The following is a 19,234-nucleotide window of genomic DNA, read 5'->3' on the forward strand; positions in this document are numbered from 1 at the left end:
GCTACCGGCTCGCGGGTTAAGAGGTAGTTAGGGCAACCTCACACACGTCCACCGGGCAGAAGCATCAGCTTCGGCCGCTTGTCCTGAGCTGCAGCTTCGGTCGGGCGCTGCGTGCGCGCATCCGGCCAGATCATCCTGAGCGAGATCATCCGCATCGAATCGAGCGTGTCGAGTCCGAGCCATTCCGGCGACAAGGCCGGGGACAGGGCGCCGAGGATGCGGGCATGGGTGCGTCCGCGATAGCGCAGCGGCAGCAGCAGCAGTTCGAGATGGACGCTCGCGCCGTTCTGCGTCTGGGCCGAGAGCCCGGCGACGGCGCCTGCTGTCTCGTCCATCACGGTCTGCACGAGGCGGCGCATGTCGCCCTGCGCCTCGACATCGGGCCAGAGCGCGGTGAAGGCGCGTCCGCGCAGTTCGCGGCCGAACAGGGCGCAGAGCCGCGTCCCGGCCAGGCGGAAGACCGGGCCGATCGGCTCGTTCTCCAGCACGAAGGTGTCGGCCAGCGCATGGCGCAGCGCGCCCGGCTCGATTTCGCCCCGTTCGGGGGCGCTCCGTTCGCCGCGCAACGTGTCCCAGTAGTCGAAAACCAGGCGGGTGCTCGGATTCTTCATGTCGTGTCCAGTCCGGTCTGCGCCGTCCCTGTTCGTGCGAATGCGTGTCAAATCGGAGCGCTTTCGTTCGAGGTGGGGACTGTCGGGCCCTTGCGAATCGGCAGGACGCAGCCCGCATGCCGTCTTGCCACGCGACCCGGACAGGGGGAGGCGGCAGGGGCTGTTAAGGTTAATCAGGCGTTAAGCTTGTGGAAGATCCCTAAAATGCCGCATAAATCGGTCGTCGAATTCGAGCCGGCGCGCAGCGTCCGGGCTTAACGGAAATGGCAGGGGCGCGGGGGCGTGACCGGCCGGGGAGGAGAGGGGAGAGCGACCGCTCTCCCCTTTTCTGTTGCCTGCCGCAGGCCCATGCGCCAGTGAGGCACGATGTCGGCGAACCCAGACGATCCCCATGGCCCGCCAGCGCGCGAGCCTGTCTTCAACCTGCCCGGCGCCGTCGTCTGGCTGATCGCAGCCTTGGCGCTGATCCAGGGCGCGCGCGAGCTGCTCAGCGAGCGCGACGATTTCCTGCTCGTCTCCTGGCTTTCCTTCGTGCCGGCGCGCCTGACGCTCTGGTTCGCCCCGGAGCGCCTGGAGGAGATCGCCCGTTCGCTCGGCACCTCCGGCACGCCCGATTTCGTCCAGCGCCTGCAACTGGTCCGCCTGCTGCTGGCCGATGGCGGTGGCCAGCCCTGGACGCTGCTCAGCTACGGGCTCCTGCACGGCTCCTGGCTGCATCTGGTCTCGAATGTCGTCTGGCTCGCGGCTTTCGGCAGTCCGGTCGCGCGCCGGCTCGGGGGCGGGCGCTTCCTGCTGCTGATGGCGGTGTCCACCATCGGCGGCGCCTTGCTGCACTGGTGGTCGCGCGAGCTCGACGTGCTGCCGCTGGTCGGTGCCTCCGCCGGTGTCTCAGGGGCAACGGCGGCGGCGATCCGCTTCGTCTTCTCGCCGGGGGTGCATTTCGGTGGGCTCGGCCATGACGAGGTGGTGCGTGCGATTCCGGCCGAGCCCCTCGGCGGTCTCTGGCGCAATTCGCGGGCCATGCTGTTCGTGGTGATCTGGTTCGTCACCAACATCATCTTCGGTGCCGGCCTGGTGCCGATCCTCGGCGAGGAGACCAGCATCGCCTGGGAAGCGCATATCGGCGGCTTCCTCGCCGGGCTCCTGCTGTTCCCGCTGCTCGATCGCGGGCCGGTCCGGCGCTAGACATCACGGGAAGGCGCAACCGTAGCGCGCAGGCTTCGTCCAGCAATCGCCTTGCCGTCGCCTCAGAGTTCGCTCACATTGAAATCAGTCCAGCGTGATGCCGCGCCTCGGAGGGCAACGCTCCGTCCGATCCGGCATTGCGATCGTCGAACCCATCAACGAGCGCCGGTCAACGGTGCCGCTACCGTCGGAGGAGAAGTCGATGAACGTCGTTCATATTCTCGGCAACAAGGGCGCGGAGGTGGTCTCGGTGCAGCCGCACCGGACGCTCGGCGAGGCGGCGCGGACCCTGGCCGAGAAGCGGATCGGTGCGGTGGTCGTGACCGGCGCCGATGGCGGCCTGCTCGGCATCCTGTCGGAGCGCGACATCATCAAGGCCCTGGGCACGGACGGCGCTGCCGCACTGGAAACGCCGGTATCGCGCGCCATGACCGCCAAGGTCGTGACCTGCCGGCCTGACACCAGCGTAGACGATCTGATGGAGATCATGACCTCGGGCCGCTTCCGGCATGTGCCGGTGGTCGATGGCGGCCGGATCGCCGGCATCGTCTCGATCGGCGACGTGGTCAAGCATCGCGTCGCGGAGATCGAGGCCGAAAGCCGGGCGATGCGCGACTATATCGCGATGGCCTAGGGTCCGAGCCGCGACCTGCCGCCTAGTTCAGCGGCAGGTGATTGGCCGCGACGATCGCGGCGATCTCGTCGAGCGCGCGTTCAGCCGCCTGCCGGCCGAGCGCGATCGCCTCGTCGGCGCGGTGGAAGTCGAACAGGCCGACGCGGCCGAGCCTGGGGCCGATCATCACATCGGGCGGATCGCCGGCGAGGCGCGAGCGCGAGATCCGGTCCTGGGTGATGTTGAAGGCGTCGATCATCACGCCGGCGAGCCCAGGCTGCTGCTCGTGATTGGCCTTGCCGACGATGCCGCGCATGCGCTCGCGCACGCTGCCGAACCAGCCTGTCGCCGGGCGCTGCTCGGGCGCCGGCTCAGGGTCGGGATCGGCGCCGTAGGACTGGATCACCGTACCGCGACCGGTCATGTCGCTGTTCAGGTTGACGCAGAGCACGACGTCGGCGCCGAGCGCACGCGCCACCGTGACCGGCACCGGATTGACCAGCGCGCCGTCCATCAGCCAGCGCCCGCCGAGCTTCACCGGATCGAACACGCCGGGCAGCGCATAAGAAGCGCGCAGCGCATCGACCAGCGAGCCTCGGGTCAGCCAGATCTCATGGCCGGTGCCAAGCTCGGTCGCGACGGCGGCATAGGTCTGCTTGAGGTCGCTGATCTGCAGGCCGGCGAGGTCGCGTTCGAGCAGGCGCTTCAGTCGGCCACCGGAGATCAGTCCGGCGCCGCCGAGATGGAAGTCCATCAGCCCGACGACGCGGCGCTTGGTCAGGCCGAGCGCGAACTCGCGCAATTGCCCGAGCTTGTCGGCGGCGTAGCAGCCGCCGACCACCGCGCCGATCGAGGTGCCGGCGATCACTTCGGGTGCGTAGCCGGCCTCGGTGAGGACATCGAGGACACCGATATGGGCCCAGCCGCGCGCGGCACCGCCGCCGAGGGCGAGGCCGATCCGCGGCCGGCTGAGGCGCGGGACGGGTTCGGAAACGAGATCGTTCATCGCAGCTCCGCCGCCGCCCAATCCAAAGGCCCGTCTGGCGATGTTCTCCAGTCTCATCGGCGCGATCCCTCCGCGGGAGAGTCAGGATCGCGCGAGCCGATGAGCGAAAGATGAACGGCGCCGGGACCCTAGGCGGCTATCAGTCGCTTTTGAAGGAAACATGAAAGCTTGGTGAAAGGATTGCCAACGAAGCAGGCAGTCCGGGTTCAGATGGTCAGGGGGCCGTCCGCAGCGGTGCCGACCGGCTTAACCCGATAGAAGCAGCTGTGGCGGCCGGTGTGGCAGCAGCCGCCGTCGCCGCCGACATTGACCTTGATCCAGATCGCGTCCTGGTCGCAGTCGACGCGCATCTCGACGATGCTCTGGAGCTGGCCGGAGGTCTCGCCCTTGCGCCAGAGGCTCTGGCGCGAGCGCGACCAGTACCAGGCTTGCCCCGTCTCGATGCTCAGGCGCAGCGATTCGGCGTTCATATGCGCGACCATCAGCACCTCGCCGGTCACAGCGTCGGTGGTGACGCAGGTGACGAGCCCGTCGCGATCGAATTTGGGGGCGAGGACCGTGCCCTCTTCGATTTCGGCCTTGGCTGAAAGGGTGGGGAAGGCAGTCATGAGAGGATCCTGGGGGATAGTTCGCGCTATATAGCGGCGGCGAGGCCAGCCGTCATTGCGAGCGCAGCGAAGCAATCCAGGGGCCGTCGATCGAACCGTTCTGGATTGCTTCGTCGCTTGCGCTCCTCGCAATGACGGTTGGTGCTACAGCCCCGGCGACTTCACCATGGTGAAGAAGCGCACCTGTTCGGCGGGGTCGCGGAAGCGGCCGGTATACTGCGTCGTCATCGTCGACGAGCCCTGCTTCTGCACGCCGCGCATCGACATGCACATGTGCTCGGCCTCGACGAGGACGGCGACGCCGCCGGGCTTCAGCGTCCGCTCGATCGCCTGGGCGATCTGGGCCGTCATCGTCTCCTGCGTCTGCAGGCGGCGGGCATAGACCTCGACGACACGAGCCAGCTTCGACAGGCCGACCACGCCGCCGTTCGGATAGTAGCCGATATGGACCTTACCGACGAAAGGCACCATGTGGTGCTCGCAATGCGAATAGAACGGGATGTCACGGACAAGGACCATGTCCTTGTAGCCGTCGACCTCCTCGAAGACCCGTTCGAGCATGTCGCCCGCGTCCTCGCGATAGCCCTTGTAGAACTCGCGATAGGCCTTGGCGACGCGCTGCGGCGTATCGAGCAGCCCCTCCCGCGACGGATCGTCGCCGGCCCAGCGGATCAGCGTGCGCACGGCCTCCTCGGCCTCGACCTGCGTCGGTTGCTTGACGATGAACTTGTCTGCGGAGGGGCTGCGCGCCCGCTCTACGGACAAGGACTTAACCACATTATCCATGTGGAGCCTCCCGTTTCGGTTGCGCCGGTCTTGCGACCGGCAGGTCAGACAAGTTCGCCCGCTCGTCCAGCGACATGACACGCTCTCCCTAAGAGCGCATCGGCACTCTATATTGGTTGCGAACGCCGGCAACTCCAGACCCGGCCGGGGCAACCCATGCTGAACGACGTCTACAACAAGCGAATCCTGGAATTGGCAGGAAACATCCCGCTGCTCGAGCGCCTGCCGGCGCCCGACGCGACGGCGAGCGCCCATTCGCGCCTGTGCGGCTCGACGGTCACCATCGACCTGACCATGGACGAGGATGTCGTCACCGGCTTCGGCCACGATGTCCGCGCCTGCGCCCTCGGCCAGGCTTCGTCCTCGATCATGGCGCGCCATGTCGTCGGCTCGACCGCCGCCGAACTGCGCGAGGTTCGCGAGCAGGCGCGCGCCATCCTGAAGGAGGGGGCGCAGCCGCCTGACGGCAAATGGGCCGATCTCTCCGTGCTCGTGCCGGTGCGCGATTTCAAGGCGCGCCACGCCTCGACCATGCTGACCTTCGACGCGGTGGTCGACGCGATCGGCCAGATCGAGGCGAAGCGGCGCGAGACGGTCGCGGGCTGAGCGCTATTTCAGCCCGAAGGCCAGCCGGATCTCCGGCTTGGTCTCGTCATAGCGGACCCTGAAGGTCTTATCGGCCAGCAGCGCCTTGGCGACGACGCGACCGATCTTGTCGCCGGCTTCCAGGTCGCTCGGATAGTGGAAGCCGCAGACGAGGCGGCTCTCGCCATAGCTCTTGACCCGCTCCTCGAACTTGTCGGCGAGCTCGGGCACGGCGTCTGAGAGCAGCGTGGCGTAGAGCGCCGCGGTCGCGGCATGGGCCGACGGGAAGGAGGTTCCTTCGGGCCGCCCGCCGGGGCAGGGCTTGACCCTGACCTTGTTCCACATCTGGAAGGGACGGATGCGGCTGGTCAGGCGGTTGACGCTCTTCAGGAGGATGGCGAGCTCTATCTGCGCCTCGCGCATCAGGAGCCGCGTCTCGCGATGGGTGCCGTCGATATAGTTGTGGTCCATGCCCTTCAGGAAGGCATTGAGCGTCTGGTACTGGTCGGCAATCGCCTGCTTCTCGCGCTCCGGCGTGCGGGCCGAGGAGATGGCGAGCACCTTCTCGAACTCGGCGCGATGCTCCGGCGAATTCTGCGCAGGCGGCAGGCCCATCACCTTGGCGACGTCTATTTTGGCGGCGTCGAGCCAGATCAGATAAGGTCGCTGCTGTGCCGCCGCCGGTGTGGCGAGGGCGAGCGCGAGCAGCGGCCCGCAGAGGGCGGTAGCGGAGGCTAGGAAACGTGCGCGCATCATGACCGGGATCTGGGAAGGCGGGATCGAAAAGGGGCGATGGAAGAGTGGCTGGAGGGAGTCGGCAGGGTTTGCCTGAGTCATACTTGCCTAAACATGCTGAAAAAAGCCTTTCTTGGCGACGCAGCGTCGCGCTTGCGCCGCGCCGGGGCGCCCACCTGCTGATCCGCGGCTACCAGCTCAGCCTGTCCCTGTTGATCGGCCGGCAGTGTCGGCACTGGCCATCCTGCTCGGAATACACCGACGAGGCGATCCAGCGGCACGGGCTCTGGGCCGGTGGCTGGGTCGGCTTCGCCCGCATCTGCCGCTGCACGCCGCTCGGCACCTCCGGCATCGACATCGTCTGCGAGGAGCTGCCGCCGGAGGGGGCTTGGTACAAGCCCTGGGCCTATGGCCGCTGGCGGGGCGTCAACGATCCGGCATCTTGACCGGCGCGCTCGCCGGCTGCTCGGCGATCGTCCTCTGCTCGGGCGCGGAGAGAGGTTCGTTGAGCCAGTTCCGGGCCTTGAGCAGCGACTGGCAGTTGCGCCGGTGGTAGGTCTGCCGGTCTAGGTACTCCTGGACCGGCTTCGACAGCCACCAGCTCATCGAGACCTCCTTCAGCACCGTTGCCCGGTTCGGCACGGCCGGAGGAGGCGCTCCCTCGGCCGGGGCTTTTGCTCCGGTGGCGAGCTCGATCGTCGGATTGGTCCGCTCGAAGCATTTCGGTCGTTCGATCTCGGGCGGCACGTATTCGAAGCCCGTCAGCCTGTCGACAACGGCGAACTTGTCCTGCGTCGGGGCCGAGGGTTCGCCGAAGACGAGGAAGTCGGCGACATTGTCCTTGCCGACCACGCCCGCAAGCGTGGCAAGGGCATAGGAGCCGCGCGCCCCGCGGGTCGACAGCACTGTGCTCACCGGTGCCATCAGCAGTGGCATCAGCGAATCGTCGCGTGGAGGAGGACGTTGGTCGCGCTCCGGATCGGCGGTCAGGTCGACCGGATCATTGGCGATGTGGATCACGACGGGCGCGAGCCCGAAACGCTTCAGGGCATCGGCGATCTCCGCGGTGGTCGTTGCCCCGTCATTCTCGAAATAGCCGCCGTCGACAGCCCGGAGCGTGACATCGCAGCCATCGGCGAAGCGCCCGGCCGGTGAGATGATCGGAAAGCGCGCGCTGTTCAGGGCGGCGCTGGCGAGGGTGAGGTCGAGGCCGTTGCCGCGTGCGATGGCGCAACTCGGCCTTGGCGAGGTCAATTCGCCAAGGAAGCGTGACGCTTCGAAGGCGTCGACGAACAGCGTCGGCCGATCGAGCTTGATCTGGGTGGCCGGCTCCAGCTGATTGGCGAGCTGGCTGGCGAGAACCCGCTTGCCGGTTTCCTCCGAGGTCGCATTGAGCACGAGGAGCGGCAGCCAGTTGCCATCCTTGCGCGCGCCCTGCCCGAAGCGGCTGAACGACTGGGCGAGATCGCCCCGGGCCGGCAGCGTCTGCGCGCCTTGCGCCGCTGCGACGACATTGTCCTGATAGTGGTTGATCCAGCTGTTCTCGAGAATGGCGGCGCGGTCGAGGAAATGGCCGTTCGGCCAGAAGCGGCCGAGCAACGGCTCGAGAAACAGGAATGGTTCGCTCGTCACCAGCGCGAGCACGGTCGGCGAGAGGAAATCCTCGCCTGCGAGCACCTGGAGGCAATCACGCCATTTGCTCTCGTTCGGGGACTTGAAGAAATGCGCCGGGCTCTTGTCGATGCAGGGCGGCGACAAGGCCCGAGACTTCGGATCCCGGCGCGCATCGCTCATGGCGGCGACAGCCTGGATCGCGCCGAGCGAGCCGCCTGACACGCCCGAGATCGCGAAGACCCGCTGCGCCAGCAACGGCGCGGTGGCGTCCGGCTTTTCGCAGGCGCGGCCGGGCTGGCGGCAGGGGTTGTCGAGCAACTCGCCGAGGATCGTCGCAGCGAAGAAGGCAGCGCGTGAGGCGCCGCCCGCGATCGTCACCAGCACCGGGCGCGGGCAGGTGCCACCGCTTACGCAATTCGCCTGTTTCCAGGCTGCGACGGCCTCGCCGAGCTCCATGGCCGGCTGCGGTTCCTGCTTGGCGCGCGAGACGAGATTCGAATGGCCGCAGGAATTGGCGGCCAGGAGCCAGGCGACCAGAAGCAGCACGGTGAAGGGGAAGCGGGTCCTCTGGCTCGCCATCCCGATCTGCGTGAAGACCGGAATCCAGGCGCCGAGCAGGATCGGAACGAGATAGACGCCGGAGACGACCGCCAGCAGGCGATCGCCGAAGGCTGCGACCGCCCCGAGCATCAACAGGCCGAGCGCAAGCCAGACGGACGCGTGCAGGCTCACCGCCTCGCGCCATTTGCTCCCGCGTTCGCTGTCCGCCGCCTTCTTCTCACGGAAATGCGCCTCGGTTTTCGCGATGTCCCTGATGTTGCGGCCCCACAGAAAGAGATGAGCCGCGATGCCGCAGGCGAGGGCGACATAGAAACCCGCCGAGCCGCTGCGGAGAATGCCAGCGGACAAGGCCAGGGAACCGACGCCGTCGCGAGGCAGATCGGCCAGCGCAGCCTCATAGCCGCGCCAGACCGCGAAGAAGGTCAGCAGCGCGAGCGCATAGGGCACGATGACGACGAAGGCGCGGAAGCGGCGATCGTAGATCGCCATGTCGCGCGGCGTGAGTTCCCGGGACGGGCCGATCAGCCAGGCGCTTTCGCCGAGCAGATGCTCGGCCGAAGCCTGGACGGCGCTGCTCCAGGCGATGATGTGGATGAGGAAGTAGACCAGCCAGCGGAAGAGCATCTCCCAGAAGCGGGGATAGTCGGTTCCCGGCCCGAAGGCGGGTCCCTGGAAGACCAGGAAGAGGTCGCGTGCTTGCGGAACCTTGGTCAGCAGCAGGTAGCCGAGCAGGACGGAGATCGCGGCGACGCGGCAGGCATAGATCACCCGCAGCAGGTCGCCGATCCAGTTGAATGGCCACGAATCCACGTCTCGCAGGACGGGCGCCGCGGCGTCCGGTGACATCGCTGGCTGCATGGCTGTCGAACCGATTGCCGAGATCGGAGGTCGATTGCGTAACCTATCGTCAGTCTAGCCATGGTTGCAAGCGGCGAGGCCGCGATCTGCAATCCCGCGATTGCCTGCGTCCTCCCGCTCGTATACGCCTCCCCGGCGCGTCCGATCCGGCTGCCGGCCGCGCCCCTCAAAGGCAGCCGGCCTTGACTTACGGGGCTCGTATCCCCGAGTGAGCAGGAGCGCGATCGATGACGATCTCCCTGACATTTCCCGATGGCGCGCAGCGCGAATTCCCGGCCGGCATCACCGGCAAGGATATTGCCGGCGGCATTTCTCCCTCTCTTCTGAAGCGCACGGTCGCGATGGCGCTCGACGGCGTGGTCGTCGACCTCGGCGATCCGATCGAGCGTGACGCGAAGATCGAGTTCCTCAACCGCGAGGACCCGCGCGCGCTGGAGCTGATCCGGCACGACACCGCGCACGTCCTCGCCGAAGCCGTGCAGGAGCTCTTCCCCGGCACGCAGGTGACGATCGGCCCGGTCATCGAGAACGGCTTCTTCTACGATTTCGCCCGCAACGAGCCCTTCACCCCGGAGGACTTCCCGGCGATCGAGAAGAAGATGCGCGAGATCATCGCGCGCGACAAACCTTTCACCAAGGAGGTCTGGAGCCGCGACAAGGCCAAGGATTTCTTCGCGAAAAAGGGCGAGGCCTACAAGGTCGAGCTGGTCGATGCGATTCCCGCCGACCAGACGCTGAAGATGTACGCGCAGGGCGATTGGATCGACCTCTGCCGCGGCCCGCACATGACCTCGGTCGGCAAGGTCGGCAACGCCTTCAAGCTGATGAAGACGGCCGGCGCCTACTGGCGCGGAGACAGCAACAACGCGATGCTGACCCGCATCTACGGCACGGCCTTCGCCCGGCAGGAGGAGCTCGACGCCTATCTCAAGCAGCTCGAGGAAGCCGAGAAGCGCGACCATCGCCGCCTTGGCCGCGAGATGGACCTGTTCCACTTCCAGGAGGAGGGGCCGGGCGTCGTCTTCTGGCACTCCAAGGGCTGGCGGCTGTTCCAGGAGGTGCTGACCTATATGCGCCGGCGGCTTGCCGCCGACTATGAGGAGGTCAACGCTCCGCAGGTGCTCGACAAGTCGCTCTGGGAGACCTCGGGCCACTGGGGCTGGTACCAGGACAACATGTTCGCGGTGAAGTCGGCCTCGGCTTTCGAGAATCCGAACGACCAGGAGCGCGACCACAAGGTCTTCGCGCTCAAGCCGATGAACTGCCCGGGCCATGTCCAGATCTTCAAGCACGGCCTGAAGAGCTATCGCGACCTGCCGATCCGGCTCGCCGAGTTCGGCAACGTCCACCGCTACGAGCCCTCGGGCGCGTTGCACGGACTGATGCGCGTGCGCGGCTTCACCCAGGACGACGCGCACATCTTCTGCACGGAAGAGCAGCTCGCAGCCGAGTGCATGAAGATCAACGACCTGATCCTCTCGGTCTACGAGGATTTCGGCTTCACCGAGGAGCTGGTGATCAAGCTCTCGACGCGGCCCGAGAAGCGCGTCGGCTCCGATGCGGTCTGGGACCATGCCGAAGAGGTGATGAACCGGGTGCTGGAGACGATCGCCAGGCAGTCCGGCAACCGGATCAAGACCGAGATCAATCCGGGCGAGGGCGCCTTCTACGGGCCTAAGTTCGAATACGTCCTGCGCGACGCCATCGGCCGCGACTGGCAGTGCGGCACGACGCAGGTCGACTTCAATCTGCCGGAGCGCTTCGGCGCCTTCTATATCGGCTCCGACGGCGAGAAGAAGCAGCCGGTCATGGTCCATCGCGCCATCTGCGGCTCGCTGGAGCGCTTCGTCGGCATCCTGATCGAGCACCATGCCGGGCATTTCCCGCTCTGGCTGGCGCCCGAGCAGATCATCGTCGCGCCGATCACCTCGGAGGCCGATGCCTATGGCGAGGAAGTCACCATGGCGCTGCTCTCGGCCGGCCTGCGCGCCCGCGCCGACCTGCGCAACGAGAAGATCAGCTACAAGGTGCGCGAGCACTCGCTGGCCAAGGTCCCGGTCATCCTCGCCGTCGGCAAGCGCGAGGCCGAGGAGAAGACGGTGACCATCCGCCGCCTCGGCAGCCAGGCCCAGACGGTGATGAGCCTCGATGCAGTGGTTGCAGCGCTGGTCGAGGAGGCAACGCCGCCCGATCTTGCGCGGAAGAAGAAGGTCAAGGCGGCCTGAAGCGGCCGCCCTCGCCAAAACCCGTCAGCCCATGCCAAATAGGCCGCGATGCTGACGGGTTCCTATCGCAAACGGCTTGAAGCCGATCTCGGTCGCTGGGTGGGGGAGGGGCTGGTCAGTCCCGAGAGCGCCGCGATCATCCGCCGTTCGCTGGCCCAGGAGGGCGGCGGCTTCAAGCTGCCGGCCCTGATCGGCCTGTTCGGCGGACTGCTGATCGCCTCCAGCGTCTCCGCCTTCGTCGCGGCGAACTGGGAGGAAATCCCCAGGGTCGCCAAGCTCGTGATGATCCTGCTCGGCCTCGCCGGCGCGCTCGGCATCTCGGCACGTTTGGAGAGCCGTGGCTCGACCGGTGGCGCCGATGCCGCCGCGACCTGCGGCACGCTGATCTTCGCCGCCGGCGTCGCCCTCGTCGGCCAGATGTATCATCTGCCGACCGACTGGCCGGGCGGTGCGCTCCTCGTTGCGCTCGGTGCGCTGATCGTCGCCTTCCTGCTGCGCTCGAACGGCGCACTGATCATCGCCATCGTCGCGATCGGCAGCTGGGCCGGCGGTCGCTGGGACGAGGGCGAGAGCAGGGCGCATCTGCTGTTCTGGCTGCCCTTCCTGCCGGCGCTCTGGCTGGCTGCGACCCGGCACAACCGCCTCGTCCACCATGTCGCGGCTTTGGCGCTGCTCGGCTGGTTCGCGACGCTCCCCGGTCAGCCGGCCTTCCTGCGCTTCGACTATGGCCTGCTCGCCTACGGCCTCGCCGTCTCCGCGCTGTTCGTTGCGCTCGGCGCGCTGGTGCTCGACCGCGGCGGGCCGGGCCTGCTCACCGCCTTCCTGCCCTGGGGCCTGATCGGGCTGATCCTGTCGCTCAATGTCGAACTGATCCGCATCCTTGAACCCGGCGAGGCGCGCGCCGGCACGGCGCACTCGCTGAATTATTTCGCCTATGCGCTGGCGCTGCCGGTGGTGGTCGGCCTCGGCTTGCTGGCGCGCGAGCGCCGCTTTGCCTGGCCGCTGGCGGCAGCGCTCGTCATGTCGCTCTTGGTGCCGGTGCTGTTCTGGAGCGGCGGCGCGGTCAGCATGGCCGGCAAGATCGTCGTGGCGGCGCTGATCCTCTCGATCGCGATCGGCATCGTCGTCGCCGGTGCGGGCGGCGGCGTCCGCCGGCTGAGCATCGCCGGCTCGCTGCTGTTCGCGATCGCGATCGTGACCCTGCTCTGGCAGACCATCGGCACCTTGCTCGACCAGTCGCTGTTCTTCCTCGTCGGTGGCGCGGCCCTCATCGCCATCGCCAGTGGGATGCGCCGGCTCCTCGCCAAATTCAGCAAGCCGACGGAGGCCGCGCCGTGATCCGCTTGCCCTCCGCCGACGCCTTACTCGGGCGCGTCTCGCCGCTCTGGCGCGGGCTTGCCGCCATCATCCTGCTTTGCGGGCTGATCCTGGCCCTCGTCGAGTCGCGTGCGAGCATCCTGCGCTCCGGCACGGAAATCCGGCTGGCGACCGCACCGCTCGATCCACGCGATCTCTTCCGCGGCGACTATGTCATCCTGAGCTACAAGATCAGCACGCTCGAACCGGCCAAGCTCGACGGCGACAAGGCCTTCGAGCGCAACCAGACGGTCTTCGTCCGCGTCGCGCCCGGTGCCGACGGGCTGGCCGAGGCGAAGGGCGTCTATCTGTCCCGCCCGCCTGCGCCTGCGGGTGGGGTCGTCCTCGAAGGCAAGGTGGTTTCGACGGCCGCCTGCGCGGTCAATCCGAACGGCGACCAGGATTGCAATGCCGGCCGCAGCGCCATCCGCGTCGAATACGGGCTCGAAAGCTATTTCGTGCCCGAAGGCACCGGCCGCGCCATCGAGACGACCGAGCGCAAGCGGCTGGAGATCGTCGCAGCCGTGTCGAGCTCCGGACAGGCGGCGATCAAGCGCCTGCTGATCGACGGCAAGCTCGTCCATCAGGAGCCGCCTTATTGAGAAGCGCCCGCGCTAGGCTGCTCGTTCTGACTCCTCCCTTCCCCCTTGTGGGGAAGGGTATGGGGATGGGGGTGGTGCCGCTTGGCGATCGTTGGCAGGAGTCTGGCAGCAGCGGCAGTGCCGCCTTGTTCGACAGATCGCTTCGGCTTTGCGACCCGCACCCGTGCCCCTCCCCATAGGGGGAGGGGTTTCCCGCGCCCGCCTGTCCCGCCCGCATCCGCGCCACGCCGACGCAGCGCTTCCGTGCCGACGCGGCATGCTCTAGAGCATCAGCCGATTCCACAACGGATCGGCTTGAGCGATGTACGACATCAGATGGATTCGCGAGAACGCTGAGGCGTTCGATCGGGGCTTGCAGCGGCGCGGGCTTGAGAAACTGTCGTCGTCGCTGCTGGCGCTCGACGATCAGCGCCGGGCCGCGATCGGCAAGTCGCAGGCCGCGCAGGAGCGCCGCAACGCCCTCTCCAAGGAGATCGGCAAGGCAATGGGCCAGAAGGACCTTGCCTTGGCCGAGCAGCTCAAGGCCGAGGTCGCCTCGCTGAAGGAGCAGGTGCCGGCGCTCGAGGCCGAAGAGAAGGCCGCGGTCGAGGCGCTGAACGCCCAGCTCGCCGCGATCCCGAACACGCCCTTCGACGACGTGCCGGACGGTGCCGACGAGCACGGCAATGTCCTGCTGCACGCCCATGGCGCTAAGCCGGAGGAGCGCGGGCTGCTCACGGGCGTCAACGATCCCAAGGAGCATTTCGAGCTCGGCGAGGCGCTCGGCCAGATGGACTTCGAGACGGCCGCGAAGCTTTCCGGCTCGCGCTTCGTCGTGCTGGAGCGCCAGATCGCCAGGCTGTCGCGCGCCATCGGGCAGTTCATGCTCGACACGCACACCGAGGAGCACGGCTATACCGAGGTCAATCCGCCCCTGCTGGTGCGGGACGCGGCGGTCTACGGGGTCGGTCAGCTACCGAAGTTCGAGGAAGACTTGTTCCGGACCAACACGGGCCACTGGTTGATCTCAACCTCCGAAGTGACGTTGACGAATTTCGTCGCGGAGATGATCGTCTCCGAAGAGGAGTTGCCGCGTCGCTATACCGCGCTGACCCCCTGTTTCCGCTCCGAGGCCGGCTCGGCCGGGCGCGACACGCGCGGCATGCTGCGCCAGCACCAGTTCGAGAAGGTCGAGCTCGTCTCGATCACCGCGCCGGAAAAGTCGCGCGAGGAGCATGAGCGCATGCTGTCTTGCGCCGAAAACGTGCTGAAGAAGCTCGATCTGCATTATCGCGTCATGACGCTGTGCACCGGCGATATGGGCTTCGCCTCGCAGAAGACCTACGACATCGAGGTCTGGCTACCCGGCCAGAAGACCTATCGCGAGATCTCGTCCTGCTCGGTCTGCGGCGATTTCCAGGCCCGGCGCATGAACGCCCGCTACAAGACCAAGGACGGCAAGGGCCCGTTCTTCGTCCACACCCTCAACGGCTCGGGCACGGCGGTCGGCCGCGCCTTGATCGCGGTGATGGAGAATTACCAGAACGCCGACGGCTCGATCTCCGTGCCGGATGTGCTGGTTCCCTATATGCGCGGGGTCACCCGCATCGAGAAGGCGGCCTGATCCCATGCGCATCCTGGTGACCAATGACGACGGCATCCATGCCGAGGGCCTTGCCGTCCTCGAGAAGATCGCCAAGCAGCTCTCCGACGATGTCTGGGTCGTCGCGCCCGAGACCGACCAGTCGGGCGTGGCGCATTCGCTTTCGCTGTCGAACCCGCTGCGCCTGCGCCAGATCGAGGAGAAGCGCTTCGCCGTGCAGGGCACGCCGACCGATTGCGTGATCATGGCGGTGCGCTCGGTCATGGCCGAGATGAAGCCCGATCTCGTGCTCTCCGGCGTCAATCGCGGCCAGAACGTCGCCGAGGACGTGACCTATTCCGGCACCATCGCCGCGGCGATGGAAGGCACGCTGCTCGGCATTCCCTCGATCGCGGTGAGCCAGGCCTATATGGCGGGCGACCGCACTAAAATTATCTGGGAATGCGCCCTGCAGCATGCGCCCGGCATCATCCGCCGCCTGCTTGAGGAGGGGATTCCCGACGGCATCCTGTTCAATCTCAATTTCCCGAATGTCGCTCCCAGCGAGGTCGCGGGTGTCGCCGTCACGGCGCAGGGCCGGCGCGACCAGGAGCTGATGCGGCTGGAACCGCGGCGCGACGGGCGCGGCAATCCCTATTACTGGATTGCCTTCCAGCGTTCGAAGCACGAGCCGGCCAACGGCACCGACCTGCGCGCGCTCGCCGAGCATAAGATCTCGGTGACGCCGCTCGAACTCGACCTGACGCATGAGCCGACGATGACGCGCTTCGCGCGCGTATTCGCCTGAAAGCGGCGGGGATGATCGAGGAAGGCGCCAGCAGCGAGAGCGAGCGCACGGTCGCCTTCCTGTTGTCGCTGCGCGCGCGCGGCGTGCGAGACCTCGCCTTGCTCCGGGCGATGGAACGCGTGCCGCGCGAGCATTTCGCGCCGTCGCGCTTCGCCGATCTCGCCCGCCAGGACGTCTCGGTGCCGCTCCCCTGCGGCCAGACCATGACTGCGCCGCACACGGTCGCAGCGCTGGTCGGCGCGCTCGAGATGAAGCCGGGTTGCCGGGTGCTCGAGGTCGGCTCCGGCTCCGGCTATGTTGCGGCGCTGCTCGCGGCGATGGGCGGCAAGGTCGTTTCGCTGGAGCGCTACCGCACGCTCGCGCTCGCTGCGCATGAGCGCCTCACCGGCGGCGGCTTCGCGCAACTGGTCGAATTGCGCCATGCCGACGGTTTCCAGCCCGACCGTACGCTCGGCCGCTTCGAGCGCATCCTGGTCAACGGCGTGATGCAGACGGTGCCGGAAGCGCTGCTGGCCCGGCTGGAGACCGGCGGGCGGCTGGTCGGAGCGCTGCGCGTCGAGGGGGCAGGGCGGCTCGTCATCGTCACACGCAGCGAGGACGGCTTCGACCACGCGCTCGGCGGGGTCGTTCGCATCCCGCCGCTGGCGCCCGGGCTGTCGCAGGCGCTGTAGGCGATTCCCCTCCACCGTCATGCTCGGGCTTGACCCGAGCATCTCAGGCCGGAGAAGGCGCCAGCCAGCGCCCTATCGTCAGGAGATTCTCGGATCTCCGCTGCGCTCCGTCCGAGAATGACGACTCTGGCCCCTCAGAAATTCACCTGACCTGTCAGCAGCGAAACGCCTTCTTAACCTAACCGGCTCTTTAATGCGGACCGTAGAGTTGCGTCGTTCGCGAGTGCAGAGTCCATGCGTAAGCAAGTCGAGCTGGCCGTCCCGAAATCCGTGGTTCGCGTCGTGTCGGTCTGCGCCCTTGCAGCCGGCCTGGGCGCCTGCTCCTCGGAGGCCATGCGCTTCACCGAGGCGCCCTTTGGTAACCCCTTCAAGACCGCTCAGGCCCCGGCTTCCCAGCGCGATCCAGCCACGACCGGCTCGATCGGCCGCAGCGGGCCGAGCCAGTCCTATGAGACGGCGTCCGCCGCGGGCAATCCGGGCGTGCGTAGCCAGCCTCTGGCGCCGCCGGCCGCGTCCGTCGCGCCGCGCTCGGCTCCGCAGGCCGCTCCCGCTCCAAGCGCGCCGGGCTCGGCCGCCGGCTGGAGCGCCCAGGGCGGCACCCCGATCGTCGTCGCCCATGGCGAGACGCTCGATGTGATCTCGGGCCGCTATGGCGTGCCGCGCTCCGCGCTGATGCAGGCCAATGGTATCCACGGCGAGGTCACGCCAGGCTCGCGCATCGTCGTTCCCGTCTATAACGGTGGCGGCGCCCAGACCGCCGCGCGCCAGCCAGCGCCGAGCGACAACCGTTTCGAGCAGCCGCGTTCGGCGCCGCCGCCGGTCTCGCGCCCGGTCGCTGCTGCGCCGAACACGCTTGCCCCGAAGGTCGCGGCCGTCGATGCCCGGGCGCAGGCCGCCCAGACCAAGGCGCAGGCTGCGGCGGACGCCAAGGAGAAGGCTGCCGCCGACGCCAAGCGCATGGGCGAGGCTCGCGCCCGCTTCGCTGCCGAGGCCAAGGCCAAGGCCGCCGCCAAGTCTGCGGGCGAGGCCAAGACCGCTGCGCTGCCTGCTCCGGCACCCGCTGCCCAGCCGGCCAAGCCGAAGGCGGCCGCGCCGGTCGTCGTCGCCAACGCTCCGGCCGACAAGGTTACCGCGCAGCCGAAGGCGGTTGCTCCCGCTCCGGAGCCGAAGGCCGCCGAGCCGCAGACCACGGCGAGCCTGCCCAAGGCCGAGGAGCCGGCCTCGTCCGGTGCCGAGTTCCGCTGGCCGGCCCGTGGCCGCGTCATCAACGGCTATGCCGGCAAGGGCGGCAATGAGGGCATCAACATCGCGGTGCCGGAAGGTACCCCGGTCAAGGCGGCCGAGGGCGGCGTCGTCGCCTATGCCGGTAGCGAGCTCAAGGGCTACGGCAATCTCGTGCTGATCCGCCACCCGAACGGCTATGTCTCGGCCTACGCTCACAACGGTGAGCTCAGCGTCAAGCGCGGCGAGCAGGTCAAGCGCGGCCAGGTCGTCGCCAAGTCGGGCCAGTCCGGCAACGTCAACTCGCCGCAGCTGCACTTCGAGCTGCGCAAGGGTTCGACCCCGGTCGACCCGATGCCCTATCTCAGCAGCAACTGATCCGGTTTAGTCTTCGGCCGGTATTCGCGAGACCCCGCCGGTCGAACCAGGCGGGGCGGTCCCAGGAAAGGCCGCCCCGTTTTTCTTTTTTACATGCGTCATGCTCGGGCTTGACCCGAGCATCTCAGGCAGGGCGGGGCGCTGGTTGGCGCCCTTCTCGTCATGAGATTCTCGGATCTACGCTTCGCTCCGTCCGAGAATGACGCCCTTTTCACCCCTCCAGCCGCTTCTCCAGCCGCCCGGCCAGATCCTGGATGTATTGCCAGGCCGTGCGGCCCGAACGCGAGCCGCGCGTCGTCGCCCATTCCAGCGCTTCCCGCCGCAAGGCTTCAGGCTCGATCTTGAGCCCGAAATGGCCGACATAGCCGTCGATCATCGCCAGATACTCGTCCTGGCTGCATTTGTGGAAGCCGAGCCAGAGGCCGAACCGGTCCGACAGCGAGACCTTCTCTTCCACGGCCTCGCCGGGGTTGATCGAGGTCGAGCGCTCGTTCTCGACCATCTCGCGCGCCAGCAGATGCCGACGATTCGAGGTCGCGTAGAACACGACGTTCTCCGGCCGGCCCTCGACGCCGCCGTCGAGCGCCGCCTTCAGCGATTTGTACGAGGTGTCCTGACCGTCGAAGGAGAGATCGTCGCAGAAGACGATGGCGGGGTGCGGATCGGCCTTGAGCAGCCCCATCAGCACCGGCAGGCTCTCGATGTCCTCGCGATGGATCTCGATCAGCTTGAGGGGGAGAGCGCCTTTCGGCAGGCGTTTGTTGGTGTCGGCATGCACCGCTTTGACCAGCGACGATTTGCCCATGCCGCGCGCGCCCCAGAGCAGGACGTTGTTGGCCGGCAGGCCGCGGGCGAAGCGCTCGGTGTTCTCGGCCAGCGTGTCGCGGACCCGGTCGACGCCGCGCAGCAGCGACAGAGCGACGCGGTTGACCTTGGCGACCGGCGCAAGCTCATGGCCGGCGGCGTGCCAGACGAAGGCGTCGGCGGCGGACAAGTCGGGCTTGCGCTTGGCGGGCGGCGCGAGGCGCTCCAGCGCGTCGGCGATGCGCAGCAAGGTGGCGAGCGTCGGGTCGGGGGCGGTGTCGGTCATCGCAGCTGGTCCGCTAATATGGCGTACCGAACGGTACGGTACGCTCATAACGCCTCTCTGCTCGTGAAGGCAAGGCCATTGCGCGCAGGGCAGGGAGCGCTTAGCTGGGAGAACGGTCGGAAGACCGGTCGCTTTCGATTGATTTCACGACATCGCTGGC

General features: G+C 67.5%; 18 protein-coding genes. 11 read left to right on the top strand and 7 right to left on the bottom strand.

Going from position 1 to position 19,234, the window contains the following annotated elements:
* Positions 1-38 precede the first annotated feature (38 nt).
* Positions 39-611, bottom strand: a complete 573-nt coding sequence (locus AC3WLC_RS21915) for a PAS domain-containing protein (RefSeq protein ID WP_493686016.1) — start codon at positions 609-611, stop codon at positions 39-41.
* A 366-nt stretch (positions 612-977) separates the two neighbouring features.
* Between AC3WLC_RS21915 and AC3WLC_RS21920 the strand changes: the two genes are divergently transcribed.
* Together AC3WLC_RS21920 and AC3WLC_RS21925 are read left to right on the top strand one after the other, a co-directional pair.
* Positions 978-1,796, top strand: a complete 819-nt coding sequence (locus AC3WLC_RS21920; protein ID WP_493686017.1) for a rhomboid family intramembrane serine protease — start codon at positions 978-980, stop codon at positions 1,794-1,796.
* Positions 1,797-1,998: 202 nt separating this feature from the next.
* Complete coding sequence (locus AC3WLC_RS21925; protein ID WP_346359739.1) at positions 1,999-2,430, top strand: CBS domain-containing protein; 432 nt, start codon at positions 1,999-2,001, stop codon at positions 2,428-2,430.
* 22 nt (positions 2,431-2,452) lie between these two features.
* On the opposite strand, the gene AC3WLC_RS21930 is transcribed toward AC3WLC_RS21925, so the two are convergent.
* The 3 genes from AC3WLC_RS21930 to folE all read right to left on the bottom strand — a co-directional run bounded on the left by AC3WLC_RS21930 (position 2,453) and on the right by folE (position 4,809).
* Positions 2,453-3,415: a patatin-like phospholipase family protein gene (locus AC3WLC_RS21930; protein ID WP_493686018.1), complete on the bottom strand. Its 963-nt coding sequence runs from the start codon at positions 3,413-3,415 to the stop codon at positions 2,453-2,455.
* 206 nt (positions 3,416-3,621) lie between these two features.
* Complete coding sequence (gene hisI / locus AC3WLC_RS21935) at positions 3,622-4,023, bottom strand: phosphoribosyl-AMP cyclohydrolase (RefSeq protein ID WP_493686019.1); 402 nt, start codon at positions 4,021-4,023, stop codon at positions 3,622-3,624.
* 144 nt (positions 4,024-4,167) lie between these two features.
* Positions 4,168-4,809, bottom strand: coding sequence for a GTP cyclohydrolase I FolE (gene folE, locus AC3WLC_RS21940; protein ID WP_493686020.1), 642 nt, complete (start codon positions 4,807-4,809; stop codon positions 4,168-4,170).
* Positions 4,810-4,965: 156 nt separating this feature from the next.
* Here folE and AC3WLC_RS21945 point away from each other — a divergent pair, with 156 nt between their 5' ends.
* Positions 4,966-5,415, top strand: coding sequence for an iron-sulfur cluster assembly scaffold protein (locus AC3WLC_RS21945; protein ID WP_493686021.1), 450 nt, complete (start codon positions 4,966-4,968; stop codon positions 5,413-5,415).
* A 3-nt stretch (positions 5,416-5,418) separates the two neighbouring features.
* On the opposite strand, the gene AC3WLC_RS21950 is transcribed toward AC3WLC_RS21945, so the two are convergent.
* The gene (locus AC3WLC_RS21950; protein WP_493686022.1) at positions 5,419-6,150 is read right to left on the bottom strand and encodes a phosphatase PAP2 family protein; all 732 of its coding nucleotides are present in this window, start codon (positions 6,148-6,150) and stop codon (positions 5,419-5,421) included.
* 83 nt (positions 6,151-6,233) lie between these two features.
* On the opposite strand from AC3WLC_RS21950, the gene yidD reads away from it, so the two are divergent.
* Positions 6,234-6,575: a membrane protein insertion efficiency factor YidD gene (gene yidD / locus AC3WLC_RS21955; RefSeq protein ID WP_346359745.1), complete on the top strand. Its 342-nt coding sequence runs from the start codon at positions 6,234-6,236 to the stop codon at positions 6,573-6,575.
* On the opposite strand, the gene AC3WLC_RS21960 is transcribed toward yidD, so the two are convergent.
* A complete protein-coding gene (locus AC3WLC_RS21960) occupies positions 6,556-9,114 on the bottom strand; it encodes a hypothetical protein (protein ID WP_493686023.1) in 2,559 nt (852 codons plus the stop codon). The genes yidD and AC3WLC_RS21960 overlap by 20 nt on opposite strands.
* A gap of 275 nt (positions 9,115-9,389) precedes the next feature.
* Here AC3WLC_RS21960 and thrS point away from each other — a divergent pair, with 275 nt between their 5' ends.
* From thrS to AC3WLC_RS21995, 7 genes are all read left to right on the top strand, one after another.
* Positions 9,390-11,387 carry a threonine--tRNA ligase gene (thrS, locus tag AC3WLC_RS21965; RefSeq protein WP_493686024.1) on the top strand — a complete coding sequence of 666 codons (1,998 nt, stop codon included), beginning with the start codon at positions 9,390-9,392 and terminating at the stop codon, positions 11,385-11,387.
* Between the two features lie 48 nt (positions 11,388-11,435).
* Entirely contained in the window at positions 11,436-12,725 is a 1,290-nt protein-coding gene (locus AC3WLC_RS21970; protein WP_493686025.1) for a DUF2157 domain-containing protein, read from the top strand.
* Positions 12,722-13,345, top strand: coding sequence for a GDYXXLXY domain-containing protein (locus AC3WLC_RS21975; protein WP_493686026.1), 624 nt, complete (start codon positions 12,722-12,724; stop codon positions 13,343-13,345). The genes AC3WLC_RS21970 and AC3WLC_RS21975 overlap by 4 nt, the downstream gene beginning before the upstream one ends.
* A gap of 301 nt (positions 13,346-13,646) precedes the next feature.
* On the top strand, positions 13,647-14,948 hold the full coding sequence (gene serS, locus AC3WLC_RS21980; RefSeq protein WP_493686027.1) for a serine--tRNA ligase: 1,302 nt from the start codon (positions 13,647-13,649) through the stop codon (positions 14,946-14,948).
* Between the two features lie 4 nt (positions 14,949-14,952).
* Entirely contained in the window at positions 14,953-15,714 is a 762-nt protein-coding gene (gene surE / locus AC3WLC_RS21985; RefSeq protein ID WP_493686028.1) for a 5'/3'-nucleotidase SurE, read from the top strand.
* Between the two features lie 11 nt (positions 15,715-15,725).
* On the top strand, positions 15,726-16,385 hold the full coding sequence (locus AC3WLC_RS21990) for a protein-L-isoaspartate O-methyltransferase family protein (protein WP_346358695.1): 660 nt from the start codon (positions 15,726-15,728) through the stop codon (positions 16,383-16,385).
* A gap of 234 nt (positions 16,386-16,619) precedes the next feature.
* On the top strand, positions 16,620-17,984 hold the full coding sequence (locus AC3WLC_RS21995) for a peptidoglycan DD-metalloendopeptidase family protein (protein ID WP_493686029.1): 1,365 nt from the start codon (positions 16,620-16,622) through the stop codon (positions 17,982-17,984).
* 211 nt (positions 17,985-18,195) lie between these two features.
* Here AC3WLC_RS21995 and AC3WLC_RS22000 read toward each other — a convergent pair whose 3' ends face one another.
* Complete coding sequence (locus AC3WLC_RS22000; RefSeq protein WP_493686030.1) at positions 18,196-19,074, bottom strand: ATP-binding protein; 879 nt, start codon at positions 19,072-19,074, stop codon at positions 18,196-18,198.
* Positions 19,075-19,234: the final 160 nt, after the last annotated feature.

Source organism: Allobosea sp. GW821-FHT03A12 (assembly GCF_058986765.1).